This window comes from Erythrobacteraceae bacterium WH01K (assembly GCA_027941995.1).
Lineage (GTDB): Bacteria > Pseudomonadota > Alphaproteobacteria > Sphingomonadales > Sphingomonadaceae > CAJXSN01.
Genome location: CP115966.1, coordinates 20,210 through 37,898 on the forward strand (window position 1 = coordinate 20,210; position 17,689 = coordinate 37,898).

General features: G+C 50.5%; 18 protein-coding genes. 17 read left to right on the forward strand and 1 reads right to left on the reverse strand.

Annotated elements, in window-relative coordinates; genetic code table 11:
* Positions 1-641 precede the first annotated feature (641 nt).
* Both PF049_00120 and PF049_00125 read left to right on the forward strand, forming a co-directional pair.
* The gene (locus PF049_00120) at positions 642-992 is read left to right on the forward strand and encodes a hypothetical protein (GenBank protein ID WBY16614.1); all 351 of its coding nucleotides are present in this window, start codon (positions 642-644) and stop codon (positions 990-992) included.
* A 1-nt stretch (position 993) separates the two neighbouring features.
* Complete coding sequence (locus tag PF049_00125; GenBank protein ID WBY16615.1) at positions 994-1,143, forward strand: hypothetical protein; 150 nt, start codon at positions 994-996, stop codon at positions 1,141-1,143.
* A 154-nt stretch (positions 1,144-1,297) separates the two neighbouring features.
* Here the strand turns inward: PF049_00125 and PF049_00130 are convergent, their stop codons facing one another.
* Positions 1,298-1,837 carry a hypothetical protein gene (locus PF049_00130; GenBank protein WBY16616.1) on the reverse strand — a complete coding sequence of 180 codons (540 nt, stop codon included), beginning with the start codon at positions 1,835-1,837 and terminating at the stop codon, positions 1,298-1,300.
* Between the two features lie 305 nt (positions 1,838-2,142).
* On the opposite strand from PF049_00130, the gene PF049_00135 reads away from it, so the two are divergent.
* The 15 genes from PF049_00135 to PF049_00205 all read left to right on the forward strand — a co-directional run bounded on the left by PF049_00135 (position 2,143) and on the right by PF049_00205 (position 17,689).
* Complete coding sequence (locus PF049_00135; protein ID WBY16617.1) at positions 2,143-2,526, forward strand: hypothetical protein; 384 nt, start codon at positions 2,143-2,145, stop codon at positions 2,524-2,526.
* Between the two features lie 623 nt (positions 2,527-3,149).
* Positions 3,150-3,689, forward strand: a complete 540-nt coding sequence (locus PF049_00140; GenBank protein WBY16618.1) for a hypothetical protein — start codon at positions 3,150-3,152, stop codon at positions 3,687-3,689.
* Positions 3,690-3,893: 204 nt separating this feature from the next.
* Positions 3,894-4,430 (forward strand): recombinase family protein, encoded by a 537-nt coding sequence (locus tag PF049_00145; protein WBY16619.1) that lies wholly within the window; start codon positions 3,894-3,896, stop codon positions 4,428-4,430.
* A gap of 169 nt (positions 4,431-4,599) precedes the next feature.
* Complete coding sequence (locus PF049_00150; GenBank protein WBY16620.1) at positions 4,600-5,988, forward strand: phage terminase large subunit; 1,389 nt, start codon at positions 4,600-4,602, stop codon at positions 5,986-5,988.
* A gap of 70 nt (positions 5,989-6,058) precedes the next feature.
* A complete protein-coding gene (locus PF049_00155) occupies positions 6,059-7,450 on the forward strand; it encodes a DUF4055 domain-containing protein (protein ID WBY16621.1) in 1,392 nt (463 codons plus the stop codon).
* Positions 7,450-8,517 carry a minor capsid protein gene (locus tag PF049_00160; GenBank protein ID WBY16622.1) on the forward strand — a complete coding sequence of 356 codons (1,068 nt, stop codon included), beginning with the start codon at positions 7,450-7,452 and terminating at the stop codon, positions 8,515-8,517. Before PF049_00155 ends, PF049_00160 begins: the two co-directional genes overlap by 1 nt.
* Before the next feature lie 76 nt (positions 8,518-8,593).
* Positions 8,594-9,241 (forward strand): hypothetical protein, encoded by a 648-nt coding sequence (locus PF049_00165; GenBank protein WBY16623.1) that lies wholly within the window; start codon positions 8,594-8,596, stop codon positions 9,239-9,241.
* A 119-nt stretch (positions 9,242-9,360) separates the two neighbouring features.
* A complete protein-coding gene (locus tag PF049_00170) occupies positions 9,361-10,374 on the forward strand; it encodes a hypothetical protein (protein WBY16624.1) in 1,014 nt (337 codons plus the stop codon).
* Between the two features lie 73 nt (positions 10,375-10,447).
* A complete protein-coding gene (locus PF049_00175) occupies positions 10,448-10,840 on the forward strand; it encodes a hypothetical protein (protein WBY16625.1) in 393 nt (130 codons plus the stop codon).
* A complete protein-coding gene (locus tag PF049_00180; GenBank protein WBY16626.1) occupies positions 10,837-11,178 on the forward strand; it encodes a hypothetical protein in 342 nt (113 codons plus the stop codon). The genes PF049_00175 and PF049_00180 overlap by 4 nt, the downstream gene beginning before the upstream one ends.
* Positions 11,178-11,474, forward strand: a complete 297-nt coding sequence (locus tag PF049_00185) for a hypothetical protein (protein ID WBY16627.1) — start codon at positions 11,178-11,180, stop codon at positions 11,472-11,474. Before PF049_00180 ends, PF049_00185 begins: the two co-directional genes overlap by 1 nt.
* Before the next feature lie 9 nt (positions 11,475-11,483).
* Entirely contained in the window at positions 11,484-11,924 is a 441-nt protein-coding gene (locus tag PF049_00190) for a hypothetical protein (GenBank protein ID WBY16628.1), read from the forward strand.
* Between the two features lie 69 nt (positions 11,925-11,993).
* On the forward strand, positions 11,994-12,902 hold the full coding sequence (locus tag PF049_00195; protein WBY16629.1) for a phage tail tube protein: 909 nt from the start codon (positions 11,994-11,996) through the stop codon (positions 12,900-12,902).
* Between the two features lie 120 nt (positions 12,903-13,022).
* Entirely contained in the window at positions 13,023-13,478 is a 456-nt protein-coding gene (locus PF049_00200; protein WBY16630.1) for a hypothetical protein, read from the forward strand.
* A gap of 359 nt (positions 13,479-13,837) precedes the next feature.
* Positions 13,838-17,689 carry a hypothetical protein gene (locus tag PF049_00205; protein WBY16631.1) on the forward strand — a complete coding sequence of 1,284 codons (3,852 nt, stop codon included), beginning with the start codon at positions 13,838-13,840 and terminating at the stop codon, positions 17,687-17,689.

Consider the following 17,689-nt stretch of genomic DNA (forward strand, 5'->3'; position numbering starts at 1 on the left):
GCGCAACCCAAATCACGATATAGGCCCACCACTCCGGCATGGGCCACATGACCGTGTAATAGCTGAAGAGGGCGGCGGTCACTAGACAGAGATTGTCTATCCACTTCTTGCTTGATTTAATATCCATCCGGCGCTCGATGTTCTGGCTCCCAAAGCGAGGAGCATACCAGATGAACTTGGAAATACGACATCTAAAGCAGTTCAACGCAGACCTGAACCGAGACATACTCTCTGATGCCCGGAGAAGCCCTGTACGAGTACCCGACCAATCCTTGCTTATGCGGGTAGTCGAATACGGCAACCGCTACTTAGAGACCCATAAAAAGACAGCCGAGGACGATAACGCGGTCATATGGTTTGACGTACACTTCGGGGAACCAGCGCAAGTAGGTATGACCTACGCATACCATCCCCTAGCGCCGCTTGACGACCTATACGGCGAACCTCATTTTTGGCGAATGTGGTCGGAGATAGCCAACATTGCGGATGGAAAGACCATTTACACGTTAGAGCAGTGCCAGCGAGATTTCGCGGCCTACACGATGCAAGCCATCACAGGCTAACTAGTCAGGGGCGGAGGACGTTTCCCTATCTAGGGGCGACTGCTCAACCTCCGTTCCAACTCAGCACTAAGTAGGTACATGCCTACTATCCCTCACAAGTTCGCCGCAGCCCTAATTGCTACCGCCTTCGCCCTAGCTGCCATCTTCATGGGTTGGTCCCGTTATGATGCAGCACAGGAACGTGCAACAGAGCTTGAAGCGCAACTCAAGACAGCCAACGAGGAATTAGACCATGTTCAAACGGTCCTCGATGCGGTTGACGATAACGCAGAGACCACGAGGGAGATAGATGAACGAACACGAAGGATTAAGGATGAAGTCGATGCCCTACAGGAAACTCAGGAATGCGTTAATAGTGACTCTGTGCGGTTGGTCATTGACCGCTTGCAGTCATACCAGCAATCCATCGAGGATAACGTATCCCAGTGACATGTTCATCTGCAAGGATGCACCGGACGCTGCCAAGGTGGGGACAGACAATGACCTCTCGGTGTTCGTCGCTGAATTGTTTGGCGCTCACGAGGACTGCAAGAGCAAGCTCAACAAGGCAGGCGAAGTGGTGAACGGACCAGATAAATAGGAGTACCAAGGGGTTTTCAGTCTCCCTTGGCTCCTTAGACGACACAATGGGGGCGGCTCGTTTTCATAGCGCGGGTCGCCCCTTTCTCATGACAAGGAAAGGCCCGCCCTGCAAATGCTGCAAGACGGGCCATAGAGCGTCTGTGAGGGTAGGCTTACTCCTTGGACAGCGCCTTATAGTCAGCAAGCACTTTCGCCTTATCCCAGCCCTTCTTCTCGACGTTGGTTTCGAGCAATTCCATTGCGCGCTCCTCACCATATCGAGTGACGTTGCGACGGTGGACCTTCGCAGGGTCAATGGCGCGAGTAGCAGTTGAGCTTTCGGTTTTCCCACTGCCATCCAACGCCTTGCGGATATCATCATCCATCTTGCCGGCCTGAATTGCCTCCTTGGCTTCCGAGAAGAACTCGAACACATCGCGTCTGAGGATTCTATCATTGCCCGTTCGCCCCGTCGTGTTGCCCACTACGGACTTGGTGCCGATGTTGAGGCCCACGGATGCACCATCCTTGCCTTTTTGGGTTTTGTACCAGCGGGTGATGTTCTTTTTCGGCTCCCGCTTGATAGAAGCAACGACCTCATCCAACTGCTTGAGCAGCTTCTCCTTAGCAGCTGGCAGTGGGTCAACCTCGACGGGTTTGTCCCATGCAGCCACAATTTCTGGGTCCGACTTGAGAAAGTCCAGATTAGCCATTTTGTATCTCCTGTGTGTGCTCTGGTTTAGTAACCTGAACCCGCGATTGCACTTACCTACCTGCTAGTCAACTCTATAGGGCAAACGACTGGTCTGATAAGTAAGCTTGCGATGAAGGTTTACAAAGTCCGCATACAGATTCCCAAAGGCACTCCCATCATGGAAATAACCATGACGATGCTCAGAGCACAGGCATGGATAAGAGAGTTTGCACCAACGACATATGTGGCCTCCTACCAAAACCCAAACAACCTTACGTTCGTCCTAAGTGACGCAAACGCAGCAATGAGAATGAGGCTTAGCTTATGAAGAACTTCCCGAAGAGAATGGTCCGATTGTATGGCTTCATAGGCAAGGAGGAGAACCTAGATATTCTGGATTATGTCCGCGCATTGAGGAACAGCGAAATCTTCCGCCAGACAATCCTACCAAGAGAACTCGCCGAGATATTCCTAGACGACACTGACGTTATGATGGACCAAGTGGAATGGCTGGCAGACCATTGTGAGGCGGATGAGTACAGACTGATAGACCTAGCGACTCCCATGCATGTCCTGACAGCTGACGATATGGAAGCTTACAAGACAGCACGGATGAATGGAGCGGAACCCACTGACCTCGTCTACCAGCTCATAGTGGGTTTTGACTGCGAGGATGCGTACGAGCGATTTACGGAGAAATCATGGTAGGACGAGCGGACGTTATATTGCTAGAAATGCACCTCAGACAATTGGCGAGAGGTCAGGGTATCAGTATCACATTGCTGAATGGCAAGCATAACACGGATTATGAAAACCCCGTCCAGTTCAAGATTGGTTCCAATGGCTTTTTCCTAGAAAGAGACAACCTAGCAGACCTCATGCCACTGCTCGACCCCGAACTGGATAGCTATTGGCTTGATGAGTACCTGCGGCCCTTTCTAGAACAGTACGCGGGCTGAAGGATAGACTTGCTTTCGACCCCTTATGGGGAGAACATTCCAAACATCCGATAAGTAGAAGTGTCGAGAAAGGAGACACTATGCTGATATTAACTGCCGTATGGCTAATTGGTTCGGGCATCGCCCTCACGAGCTGCTTCAACACAATACATGACCAGATGGAAAAGACCTCCAAGCAACGAGGTGACGAATGAGCACTTGGGTAGACGAGAGATATGAACCTGTTTTCCATCTTGGAATGAGTGAAAGTTTCGAGGAATAAGGCTAGAAAAGCACCTGTTTTCCACGATAAGTTGGTATGGAATTGAAGGTGGTTTGGTACCAAGAACCACGTAAGACCGCGCTCTGACATTGTTGGTGGTAAATATGTGCATGGCAAAGAGAAACACAACCACCCCAAAAACTGATAATCTGCCCAAGAAATCGGACATTTCTCAGGTTTCCACGCGGCAAAAACAGCTCACCCCCAAGGTGAGTAACAAGATAAAGGAAGCAATCCGCCCTAAGCGATGCCAACCCACTGCTAAAACGGATAAACTGCTTCTAAAGATAATTGACCGCATTGCCTGTGGGGAGTCACTACTCCACATATGCCAAGACGACGATATGCCAGCGTATCGAACGATGATGCGATGGCAGAGGGAAGACCCATCCCTAGTGGAACAGCTGGACCTAGCATATGAACTTCACGCTAGAGCGATGGATGATTATGCGGACGATATCCTGAGTGGTGGCATTATGAGTACGGGCAATATCCTACGGGATAAGGAGCGCGTTGCTCACTTGCGTTGGCGCCTAGGTAAACTCAACCGTAAGAGGTATGGAGACAAGCAGCAGGTAGACGTTGTGAACCATGAACCATTCATCCTTGATGCAAAGATAATCAAAGGTCCCGGTGGGGATGGAGTATAAGGGCCATAGAACCCCGACCACACCGTAATGGCACCCAGATAGCTAGACAATCATACCGGCCCTTAGAGAGCGTCTATGGCGCTCATTGGTGTAACGCAGGTTCACTTCACGTTAGCGTAACAATCATCAATTCCGCCAAGCGTAACATTCGGTTGACAGGTAGTTCATGTGACAACATCGCTCCATGTCTAAAGGAGATGTTACATGAAGATAGGATACGCTCGCGTAAGCAGCAATGAACAGGACCTTACCATCCAGCTTGATGCCCTGAGTGAATGTGAAAAGGTCTTTAGTGAAAAGGTTAGCGGCACTTCGACAAGCAAACGAGAACAACTCCTCCTCTGTATGGAGTTCATACGAGAAGGTGATGTTCTGGTTGTAACCCGCATCGACCGACTGGCCCGTAGTGTGAAGGACTTGGAAGGCATAGTGGAGACGTTGAAGGCCAAGGGTGCGGGTCTGCAAGCAACTGAACAATCCATCGACACCACTACACCAGCAGGGATGGCATTCTTCCAGATGCTAGGCGTGTTCGCGCAGTTTGAAACCGCTATACGGCGAGAACGACAGATGGAAGGGATTGCGAAGGCAAAGGCTCGCGGGGTTTATGCCAATCGTAAGCGGACCATAGATAGGGATAAGGTCAAGCAACTGCTCGCAGAGGGCAACACTCCATCCAGTGTGGCAAAGCAGCTTGGAATCAGCCGTATGTCTATATGGCGTACTCAACAGGAAGCATAGGGAGGATGAAAGGGGTAAGGAATAGGTGAAGGGTATACCCTACCCCCTTGGCTGGTTGAAACAGATGCCACTCAGACAGATTGTCATCTTCAAAACCTGACCCGTAGACCAGATTCTATTTTCACCATTCCAAAAAAGTGATTAGAACCCATACCCGCTAAGTAGTGGTATGGCCGTACCAAAGATTGAACTTAACTCAGACCAAGAAGAAGCATTCAAACTAGCCACTAACGCTAAAAACGCTTACCTCTTGTTCTATGGACCGTCCCGCTCGGGTAAGTCCTTCCTAATTCTCTATCTGATTATCAGTCGCGCCATGCGGGCGCCTGAGTCCCGACATATATGTTTCCGTGGAGCGCGTAACGCATGTGAGGCTTCATTATTCAAACTCACACTGCGTCAGGTAATGTCCAGTTGTTTTCCGGGCCTAATCGACCAGTGTGAAGTTCGCCTCTCCGATATGCAGCTCGTTCTGCCCAACAAGTCAGTCATCATGTTTGATGGTTTGGATGCAGACCGCTTGGATAAAGTCCTAGGACAGGAGTACAACACCGTTTGGATTAACGAGTGCAACGACCCTGAGATAACCTACGAAACAGTCAGTCAGTTAATGACTCGTATGTCCAGTGTCACAAAGACGCTTGATGGCAGCACTCTTGCGAACAAGATGTTCTTTGACTGTAACCCTAAATGGTACTCCGATTGGGAATACAAAGCCTTCATCCTTGGTGTCAATCCCAGTGACGGTAATGCGATGCCAGATGCTCACGAGTGGGTATCCTGCAAACTCAACACCAAAGCTAACTTGGCAAATATCAGCAAGGACTACATGAAGCGTCTTGCCGCAGGTTCAGCTGCATCACGCAAGCGTTTCATCGAAGGGGAATGGTCTAGCGACAACTCAGATGCCTTGTTCAATGTTGATTGGATTAATGAACATCGCATTCCAAAGCCGCTCAGTGTTATCACGCCTCTGGATACGCTTTCCCTTCTAGCCGACCAAGGGATTAACCTCAGTCGTATAACGGTTGCTGTTGACCCTGCCAAAACGAATGACAAAAAATCGGACCTTCATGGACTTACGGTTCAAGGTCTGGCGCATGACCACGAGGGTAATGCTCATGTCTACGTTCTCGCCGATTATTCTAAGAAGTGTTCCACGGATGCAATCTGTATCGCAATGGTAGAAGCCATGAATGCTTGGTCAGCTGACCGTATCGTCTTCGAGGACAATGCGACGGGTGGATGGCTCACGAGTACGCTAAGGCAGTACACGCACCATATCCCAAAGAACCTAAACGCTAATTCCCGAACGGGTGGTAAGTCTACTCGTGCGGAACCTGTCTCCGCTCAATATGAACGCGGGTTCGTCCACCACGTAGGAGCATTCGATGAGCTAGAAGCACAGATGTTGGATTGGGGGAGTCCAGCAAGTCGGAAGAAATCACCGGATAGGATGGATGCCGTCGTCTGGGGCATCACTGAGCTACTGGACTTACAGCATGAGAAGAAAGTTCTACCCGGCGCTCATGTAGTTCGTTCAGGCTACCGCCTCTAACCGAGCGTCCTCGCATAAGTAAACGGTCAGGGGAAAATCCCTGCTACCAATTTACTAGCGAGGGTTAATCTTGGCAATCAATACACCTACTCCAGAGATAGCAGTATGGCACGAGCAGTGGACGAGGAACAGAGACTACGTTTCTGGTGAAGCAGCCGTTAAAGCTAAGGGCGAAACCTATCTACCTAAGATTCGTGCCCAGGATAGTGCGGCCGAGTACCAGGCTCACAAAACTAGGACGGGTTTCTTTCCAGCAGCATTCAAAATTGCACAAGGCTGGAATGGCCTCATATTCAGCAAAGACCCTAAGCTACAGAGCAGTGAGCGCACTAGGCTTCTTGCCAATCTCGCTACACGGGATGGCCTTACACTTAATGAGCTATCCAAGTGGGCCGTGCATGAAGTCCTGATTACCAATTTTGGTGGTATCCTTGCAGACCATCCCGATCGGGCAAGCTTTCCAGACAACATGAGCCAAGCGGACGAACTGCGCCTTGGCTTCCGTCCATATCTAAATGCTTATACGGCAGAGAACATCCTTGAAGTCACTCGTGGGTTCGTTGGCCTTCGCGTCATGCTCACTAGGGTTAGGCTGCTTGAAGATGATGGTAAGATGGTGCGCGAACTGACCATCAACAGCAATGGTGTCTACGAAGTCATTCTCCATAAGGAGAACGAAGGACAGTGGTATGAGGATATGCGCTTCATCCCAACCAATAATGGCGCTCCGCTAACCGAGATACCTTTCACGCTTCTCAACACGGACAACAGCGTCAAGCCCACACCAAGCTTGATGGAAAATGTCGTTGGATTGAACCACCAGCATTACATCTTGGAAGGTGCGCTCGCGGCTGCAATCAACCTAACGGCAGCACCCATTGCAGTGACAACGGGATATGTCCCTGAACAGGATTCAAACGGCAACGATATTCATATTGATTTCCCCATTGAGCCAGGTGCCCACTGGAAGTTCAAAAGCACAGAAGCCAGCACGGAGTGGCAGATATACGAGCCTAAGGGCCAAGAGCTTGTGATTAACAAGATGCGCGATCTCAAGGACGCCCTATCTGCCGTTGGACATTCCATCCTTGCTCCTGAGAAGCCTGCACCAGAAGCCGCCGAAGCAGCGGTAATCCGCCGCAATGCAGAGAACGCAATGCTTACGAGTTTCAGCAAGCGCGTCTCCACCCGTTTAGAGCGAGCCTACCAGATGTGGGGCGCATGGATTGACGGACAGGAATTGTCCTACTCCCTCAATGACGACTTGGTGGCACAGATTATTCCCGCACAGACGGCAACCATGTTGGCGCAGATGCAGCTTAATGGACAGCTGAGCCTCCGCACCCTGCATGAAACGCTCAAAGAGGGTGAAATCATGCCGCTCAATTTCGACCCTGAGTTGGAATCACAGCGTATTGATGATGAACAGATTGACCTGCCACCAACTGACACAGGTTTCTAATGTCAGTGAACGAGGACCTGCAAGACAGGGCTATACGACACGCCCTTGCGCTACAGCGTTACAGCAAGGGGCTGAGTGACAGGATTGTTCGCCTCCTGAACAGTGCGGACAAAGAGCTGATTGAAAAGCTGGCAGCACGACTAGCAGCCATTGATGAGCGTGGAATTGATAACGGTCCAAAGACCACCAAACGTATCAAGGAAATGCTGAGCGAGATCTCGGCCATCAACAGCGCAATCTTCGCTTCTATTCACGATACGCTTGAGGGTGAACTCACAGACTTTGCAGATGCAGAAGCACGGGGCCAGCAGAAGGCGTTGGAGAAGGCCATAGTGGTCAACGTGGCAACCAAGCTGCCCAGTCCTCGCCGCATCGCTGCAATCGCTTCTCAGACGCCCATACAGGGCATTCTGCTCAAGCCTTGGGTCGAGGGCATGGGCAAGGCTCGCATCGAGCGCATCGAGCAGCAAGTTCGGCTTGGTTTGCTTGAGGGTGAAGGCACAGACGCGATTGTTCGCCGCATTAGGGGAACGCGAGCAGCCAAATACCGCGATGGCATTTTGGACAAAAGCAGGCGTTCCACTCAGGCGCTTGTCCGCACTGCGACGACACAGGTTAGCAATGTCGCGATGCAGGAAACATGGAAGGCCAATTCCAACCTCATCAAAGGGTGGGAGTTCATGGCAACTCTGGATAGCAGGACGACTGTAACCTGTGCTGGATTGTCGGGACAGGTTTTTCCGATTGGTGAAGGCCCTATGCCTCCCCGTCATGTCAACTGCCGCTCCATCAGCGTACCAGTAACTAAGTCGTTCCGTGAACTTGGTCTGGACAGGGACGAACTCACCCCTGCTCAACGGGCAAGCATGGATGGACAGGTACCCGGCGATACCACGTTCAAGGATTGGTTAGAGCGCAAGGGTGAAGCTACGCAGAACGAGGTACTTGGACCAGAGCGAGCAGCTATCTTCCGTTCTGGAAAACTCAACCTAGACCAATTCATCAAGAATGACGGCTCAGTGCTTACATTGGACGAGTTAAAACGCCTCTACCCTTCCCTCGGCTAAATACGATTGAGGACTACGTTCTCATCAACCGCGGTTACGCCGCACCCCTAGAAGGTTACGCCGGAAGGAATACAATATGGCAGAAGATACCAAGCCAACTCTTGAAGAGGTCATGGCAGAACTAGAGGCTTACAAGGAATCCATTTCCAAGCTTCAATCCAAAAACAGTGAGCTAATCGGTAAAGCGAAAGATGCGAAGGCGGAGGCCATTGCAGCTAAGGAAGAACGCGACAGCAAGGCAGAGGAAGCCGAGCGCAATGCAGGTGATATCACGGCATTGGAAAAGCGTCTTACCGAGAAATACGAAAAGCAGATTGCAGAGAAGGACGAGGCTCTTTCAACGCTAAACAATGAACTCCGTACCATCCGTGTAGATAACGAGATTGGCAAAGTCCTAGACAGTCAATCCCTACTGCCCGGTATGAAGGAAATCCTTTCATCACATTACAAGGCACAAGCCAAGTACGAAGATGGAGCAGGTAGCATTGATGGTAAGCCGTTGGAACAGTTCATCACAGAACACCTAAACAGCGAAGCAGGCGCACATTACAAGAAAGCCAGTGATAGCAGCGGTGCAAACGCAAGCGGTAACACCTCAACGACCGCTCCCGAAAAGGAGTACACCAGAGAGAACGTCAATCTAACTGAGTTGTCACAGTTAGCAAAGACAGACCCAGCTAAAGCAAATGCCATTGCAGCCAAGGCTGGCCTACCCCCACTATAACGAAGAACACCAGCGTATGAGTGTCGCCGCATAAATAACGGGCCGGAGCAAAAACTCCGGCCCGACAGCATTCGAGGTTGTCGGAATTTGACAACTCACAATGCTGGAGAATACACTCAATGGCAAATACCAGACTATCGGACATTATCGTCCCTAGCTACTTCACTTCTTACTTGAATGAAGCAGTCACAAAGAAGAGCGCACTAGTTTCCTCAGGTGCTATCGTTCGCTCATCCATGCTGGACCAGTACGCTAACGGCCCCGGCGCTATTACCAACGTACCTAACTTCTCAGAGTTTGATTACACGAACCCTGACGTTGCAACCGACGATGATACCGTTGGTGATGTAAACGCTATCGGTACTGCCCAGCAGATTGCACAGAAGGACTTCCTTGCTAAGGCGTGGGGAACGGCTGCAATCACTAACTCAGTTTCAGGCGAAGATATCCTGCGCCATGCTGCTCAGAATGTTGCTGCACCTTATTGGGCACAGACAATCCAGACTTATGCTCTTGCTAAGTTGAGCGGTGTTATCAAGGATAACGAAGCTAACGATGGCGGCGACATGGTTCTTGATGTTTCCGACGCAGACGGTGACAACGCTACCGCTGATAACAAGGCAAACATCGACACCATTATCGAAGCACGCCAGTCACTTGGTGATGCAGCTGATAAGCTCTCGGTAATCATCATGCCTTCTCGTGTTTACAGCAACCTTCTAAAGCTTGAGCCACATAACTGTGCGCCTGCTTCCGAAACTCGTCTGTTCAACACCTACCTAGGTCACACTGTTATCGTTGATGATGGCATGCCAACCGTAGATGGTGGAACCAGTGGTAAGGTATTCACTTCCTACCTGCTAGGTGCTGGCGCCCTTCTGCTTGGTGAAGGTACTCCTGAGTTTGGCTCTGTCGTCGTAGAGCGCGAGGAAGACCAAGGTAACAACTACGGACTTGAGAAGCTAATCACTCGTAAGAAGATGATTCTGCATCCTCAGGGCTTTGCTTCAAGCGCAACCGTTTCAGCTAACAGGGTTTCCCCTTCGCTTGCTTCTTACGATGCAGCTTCCGCGTGGGACCGCGTTATGAACCGTAAGAACGTTCCTATCGTCGCACTTCGCACAAACGGATAAGCAAGGCTTAGACAAGATTGAAAGCCGCTTCACCGCAAGGTGAGGCGGCTTTCGTCATTCGGTAAATATAGACATGAACGTACTCGAATCTAGAACATACGCATCGGACAGGGGTTATACCACTTGGACGGATGAAACGGACGACTCCTTGGCGAAGCATCTACTGCTCGCACAGGACTACATCGACTTCAATTACAACTTGAAGGATGAGTTCAGCGAGGCAGAACAGGAAAAGGCAGACGTTGCTCAGTTCACCATTGCTTTGGATATCCTCAGAAATGGCGAACCGACCACTAGGAAGGAACGAGTAGCAACCCAAGAGAGCAAAGAGCTTGCTGGATTGAAGATTAGCAAGACGTATGCAGATACCAATGCTGACCCCTACCCTAGTGTTACGAAGCTTCTAGCACCGCTTGCAAGAACGAGCGGACAGGGAAGCGTAAGCTTTGGAAGGTTGGTCAGATGAGCATCTATGAGGAGTTTGCAGAGTTCGCACAAGAAATGCTTGTCGAGTTTGGAACGCAGGCTTCCATGACTGTTACAACGGCTGGTGAGTTTGACCCTGTGAAGAACCGGCCATCGGCATCCACGGTTGAAACGACTTCCTGCCTAGCAGTTATTATCACCCCTACCCCTTTTGAGAATAACAACGCTCGCGTCGTGAAAACGACAACAGGGGTGTTCAATAAGGAACCAATTCAGGGCGCAACGCTCAACATGGGCGACCGCTCTTGGACAATTGGAACGGTAACAACGGTGCAGCCTACCAACCTACCAATCATCTGGTTTGCGGAGGTTGAATAATGAAAATTGATATATCTGACTTGCAGGATGGCGAAGTAGAAAAGTTGGTTGACGAGACCGTCCACGAGGTAACGACGAAAGTCACTTTGGATGCAGGCCGCAATCTAATTGCAGGTAGCCCAGTGGATACCGGAGGCTTCCGTGGGAATTGGGACATTGAAACCCCAAACGCGCCTTATGAAGATGGCAACATAGAAAATAACAAAGAATACGCGGGCGCACTAGCAGCTGGACATTCCGACCAAGCCCCTCGCGGGTGGGTGGAAAACGCCTGTGAAGCAGCCGCTAAACTCTAAGGGGGCGATATGAAGACCTACATGGACGTAAATGCGCTCAACACAAAGTTTTGGGCTACTGACCTGACCTACACGGATTATCAGGACAACGAACTATCCGTTCCATCATCACAGATTGTTACCGAGAACGGCCCTCCCCGTGATGTTGACGAAAGCAAACCATGGGTCAGATGGATTGTCAGCCCCGGTGGAAGCAAGCGAACAACCTCTGGTAATGTCACCCTATACAAGAACCTAGGCACTGCCTTCCTAGAGGTCCATCTACCGATAGGATACGGGACCGGACAAGCAGAGGAAATACGCGATGCGTTCATTCATGCGTTCGCGGATTGGCAAGACCCTGCGAAGAAACTGCGCGTCTACAAACATGATTCCACCAAAGGTGCTGGCACTGAGTCAAGCTATCAGCTTGACGCTATCATCTACTATCAATCCTACCGAGAGCAATAAGGGGTAGCGCAATAAATAGCGAGTGCATCCACAAGGGCTGCATCACTTACTAATAAACAGGAGACGAAAATGTCCTTAGTGAACGCATCAGATTTATCACATAGTATCGTCAAGGAAGAAACCTTTGGCGTTACACCAACGGCTGCTGCCGACCGCTACGAACTACCACTTGCTGCTGACGCAGAGCCTCTACAGGCAAGCGTTACTCAGATTCAAAGCAATACCAAGCGCCCTAACCGTTCAAGCAATGGCTCACGCCGTGGCGCGCAGATGGTCGAGGGTTCAATTGAAACTCGCTTCGTTCGTGCAGACTTCATGGACTTGCTGTTCCAGAATGCACTTTGCGGCACCTACAATACCGACGTCCTCAAAGCAGCTGAAGAAGACCAGTATTTCTCGGTTATCACCAAGCTTGCTGACGACATGTACAAAACCTATTCTGGATGTTGCGTCAGCGGTTTCTCGCTAGATGCAAAGGGTAATGAAGAAGTTTCAATCAACTTTGACATTATGGGTGCAGGACAGACGCTTGCCGCTACTGAGAACGCTCTTTCGGTTACAAGTCAGTCCGGCCTAACTGAGTTCGTAGGTACCGAAGTTGCAACGATTACCGTTGCTGGTCAGAACCTCGCTGTCGCTGAACTAAGCTTCTCAACCAGCTTGGAAAAGACCAAGCGTTACACCCTCGGTAGCGACACCTCGCTTGAGTATGGTGTTGCTGGTACTCGTGAGTGCAACCTAATGGTTAAGGCTTACCGCGAGAGCTTCGCAGTTGATAGTGCGATTACAGGTGAAGCGCAGGAATGCAGTTTCCAGATTGGTGGTGCGGGAACGGGTTACGAGTTCAAGCTACCAGCTGCTTATGGTGACATTCCAAAGGATACGCTGAGCGATGGTTCAGCATTCGTAGAAATCAACTTTAGCTGTGGTTATGACGAAACCGAGGACACCAACCTCATCATTACCAGACTAACATAAGTTACAAGAACAGGGCGAAAGGCCTTTCTCCTTACCGCTTTGGGTGGCTCGGCGCGCAAGTGCCGGGCCACTTCTACGTCATATGGCTAAATAGTCGGCCTAGAATAAGGAGAAAGACACATGGCAAAGACCACTTTTGATATCCCCCAGCGTTATGACCCTAAGCAAGCCCAAGACGGTGTTTGGTTTGAAGTTCGTGATGAATACGAACAGCTATGGGGGACATTCAAACTAGCGTACCTCGACCTCACAGACCCTGCATGGAAGAAGGAGCGTGAGAAGCTAAAGGCCCGCTACGCAAAGGACTTCCGTTTGAAGAAGAAGGATGAAGATTTCCTTCTACTAGAAGCCTTTCTACAGTTCAGCCTCTTAGATTGGAAGGATGTAAAGGCCAATGGAAAAGAGGTTTCATACACTGAAGCCAGAGCGCGTGAGTTTTTTGGCACAGACGAGATTTACAACTTCGCCTTCCCCACCCTAGCCATGTATGCACTTGATGTAAGAAATTACAACGACAAGGCTATTGAGCAGGGTGTTGAAACAGTTGAAGACAAGGACGAAGAACTGGGAAACTAATCGAAGTCCTTGAATGGAGTAACACCAAGGACTTAGGCCTTCTATATGCTCAAGCCGCAGCAGGTGTGGAATTCGCGATAGAAGCAGTTTCCAAGGCCCCAACTGAATACAATGAGTTCTACTGGTGGGCGTTCAATGAATTAATCACTGAACGCCCCATTGGTATGTCAGCTGGACCTATCCCCTATAGCTCTATCGTTATGTTTTGTAACGAGTATAACATCACCGGATATCAAAAGGTGGTGTTCTCTTATGTAATCCGTGGACTGGATAACAAGCACCTAGAGTTCCTAGGCAAACAGTTGGAGCAGGCAAACAAGCCCAAGCGGTAAATACGGGTACCATAAATGAGGTACCCAATGTCAGACGTAACCAAAATCATAAAAGTAAAGATAGACGCGTCTGGCGCGCGAAGGGGAGCGCGTGAAGTAGATGATGCCCTCTCCGGCGTAGGCAAAAGCGCAAAGGGGATGCAGCGCGAAGGCGTAAAGGCCTCGGATGCAATCGACTCTATGACTGGCAAGATGAAGGGTGCCAGTTCGCAGGGCCGTAAACTGGGCGGCGTGTTCGACCGCATCAAGAGCGAAGTCAAAGGCGCTACTCCAGCTATCTCAGGCTTCTCATCCAAACTCATGGGGATTGGTGCAGCCGTTGGCGTCATAGGTGGTGTTGGCGCAGCCTTCGCAAAGATGGCTGGCGATATGTCCTCCGAGGCAAGAGAAATGGCCAACAGTGCCAGAATCTCGGGTGAGTCATTTGAGGAGTTTCAGCGACAAGCAGCTGGTGCGAAGACCGTTGGCATCGACTTTGAAAAACTAGGCGATATCTTCAAGGATACCAGAGACAAAATTGGTGACTTTAGCGCGACAGGCGCGGGTCCAATGAAAGACTTCTTTGAGCAGATTGCTCCGAAGGTTGGTCTTACGAAAGACGCCTTCAAAAACCTGTCTGGTAAGGATGGCTTACAGCTTTATTACGATAGCTTGAAAAAGGCAGGCGTGTCTCAGGACGAAATGGTCTTCTATATGGAGGCAATCGCCAGTGATGCTACCAACCTTATTCCGCTTCTTGAAAATGGAGGCAAGGCGTTTGAAGAGTTTGGTAGCAAGGCAGCAATCATATCTGATGAGGATGCGGCTGGGCTAAAGAAGTACGCAGAAGCACAGGTTAGGATGGAAGCTGCAACTCGCAAGCTCTCCATTGCTTTTGTGAGTAGCGGCTTGCTCGACCACCTAACAACCTTTGTCGAGAAAGCAGCAGGCATTGTTGACTCGATATCCAATGCCAACCCGACGCTAGTAAAGTTTGGTGCAGGCTTTGCCGCGCTGGCAGTCTCAGCTGGTGCCATTGGACTGGTAGTGCCGACAATCGCCACTGGATTTAACCTCATGGGCGGCGCTTTGAAGCTCGCTCTACCGCTTCTTACAGGGGTCGGTAAAGCCCTTGTGTTCATGGCTGCTAATCCAGTCATTCTTGCCCTAGCAGGGGTCATAGCGGGCATCTATCTCGCATGGGAAAACTGGGACAAGATTAAGCCAATCATAGATGGTGTGGGCAACGCAATATCGGATTGGTGGAATGGGAATGTAGAGCCAATCCTGACCTCTGTGATGGACAAGGTTCGTTCAGTCGCTGACTTCTTCAAAGATTACTTTGGTGCTCAGATATCAGGCGGCATCAATGTCATTAGCTCGCTCTTAAAGGGCGACTTCTCCGGTGCATGGGAAGCGGCAAAAACTACTGTCTTGAATATGATGAAGGCAGTTACAAACCTAGCTTCTAATTTTGCACCGAACATCACCCAATATATGCGCTCTATGTATGTAGGCGTTAAAACATGGCTACAGGATAAGCTAGGTAGCGTTTTCAACTGGGTAAGCGACAAGATTAAGGCTGTCGAACGTAGCTTTTATTGGCTTGCCGACCAAGTTGTTCTCAACTCACACATTCCAGACATGGTAGACCTCATTGGGATGCACATGAAGCGGTTGGACGAAAACATGGTTCGTCCTGCTCAAGCCGCTTCTAGTGCTGTTGAAGGTGCTTTTGCGAAGCTACCAAAGGCGATTGAACTGCCCAAGATTGGTAAGGGTACAATGAGCAAGGAGGCACAAAGCTTCCTAGAAGGTGCTGCCAATGATGTGAACCGCACTGCCTTGGACCTAGCAGTGGATGAGGAACTTACAAGACTGCGCTTGCTTGGTTTGACCGAGGACCAGTTAGAAGTAGAGCGTGCCATTCTCGACTACCGCAATGATGCGCTTTCCGAAGGCGTGAACATCAATGGCGAATTGTCCAAACAGGTAGAAGAACAAATTCGCCAGAACGAACGCCAGCGTATCGCACTCGCCGGCATCAATGATGAGCGCGACGAAGCCTTACGCAAGGAGGAACAGCTAAGAGTAGAGCGCGAAAGAGCTGCGTCTGACCTAGTGAGAAGAGGCTCGCAGATTGGTGGGCAACTAAGCAGCACCTTCCGTGACAGAGATTTAGCCGCGCAAATTGCAAGGGACAAACAAGCTGCCGCCGCTGCTTATGCAAGCGGAGCATATGGAACAGGTGAAATAGCGGACAAAATCTACCGTGAAGTGTTGGACGGATTGAACGGTGTTTCCGGTGATGCAGCAAAGCAGATGCAAGCTGACTTTGGACACAGCATTTCAGAACTCGGGGACCTAATTGGTGGTTCTTGGGGACGGGCGATATCCGGTATCGGGAATATCCTCAACAGGATGGTTGCAGCGGCAGATGGCGACCTAGGTGCAGCTGGTCCAATTGGACAAATTAGCGGAATCATAGGCGGCCTAATAGGTGACAGAGAGGGATTATCGGCTGCCTTCGCGGAAAGCAGCGACGACTTCCTAAACAAAGTCTTTAAGGGAGAAACCTTCACCAAACCAATCCAAGAAATGACCGATAGCTTTGCTGATTTCAAGGGCGACATAGGCAAGATATTCGGCAAGAATGGTGAATTAACCAAGGAACTTGGAAACATCTTGGGTCGTGCAGGCGCAGGTGCACAGATTGGCTCTGCCGTAGCTGGCGTGGGCAACATGATATGGGACAAGTTCTCCGATACAGGCTCACAGATTGGTGGGGCGCTAGGAAGTGTCTTTGGTCCGTTGGGTTCCTTGGCAGGTTCAGTCCTAGGGGGAACGATTGGCGGCTTGTTCAAGAAGACCAAGCAGGGATACGCGGTGGTATCCAACAACAGGATTACCACAGGCGGTAACAGTGACGCTCGTATCGACTCAGCGGTACAGTCCGGTAACTCAATCCAGAACACCTTGGGTAGGATTGCTGACCAGCTAGGCGGTAGTGTCGGTTCCTTTGGCAACATCGTAATTGGTACACGCAAGGACAACTGGAAAGTCCAGCTTAACGGCACGAGCCTCAAGAACAAGCACGGAGCAAAGGACTTCGGCGAGGACGGACAGGCGGAAGCTATCCGCTATGCCCTAGGCGTTGCTATTGACCGTGGAGCCATTACGGGCATCCGCGCTTCAACCAATGCACTGCTTAAGAAGGGCGACGACATTGAGGCGCAGCTTGAGAAGGCATTGCGCTTTGAAGGTGTGTTCAGGAACCTCGAAAACCTCAGGGACCCCTTACAGGCAACGATTACCGCGTTCACAGATGAGTTCGAGAGCTTGATTGGGCTGTTCAAGGAAGCAGGAGCAACCACAAGCGAATGGGCTGAACTTGAAGAATATCGTTCGCTCAAGATGCAGGCCCTCATTAAGCAGGAAACCGCCACCTTCCGAGACATTCTCAAGGAATTGAATGGCGAAGCGGGCGGAACAAGCCTTGCTTCTATGTTGAAGCGGGACCTGAACGAGTTCGCGACTTTCAAAGCTGACATTGCGGCTGGTAAGTCCGTTGACCAAGGCGACTATTCGGACTTGGTTGGAAGCATACTGGATAACGCTTCAATCTACGGTATGAACTCCATCGAGTATCAAGATATCATTGGACAGCTTCGCGGTGCCACACAGGGCGCAATAGGAAACGTAGAGCGTTCCTTTGCAAACGACCCTACCGCAAAAGCGATCGCGGCGCAGACCAATGCGTTACTGCCAGGACAGAACCTAACTAATGACCTATTGGCTAGACTGCTCGCGGAGGCTCAGTCAACAGCTTCCAAGAGAGGTGTGGCACCATCCAAGAGTAGCTTCTACGGCTACAACGGCAAGTTGCTCAAAGCGTTCTAA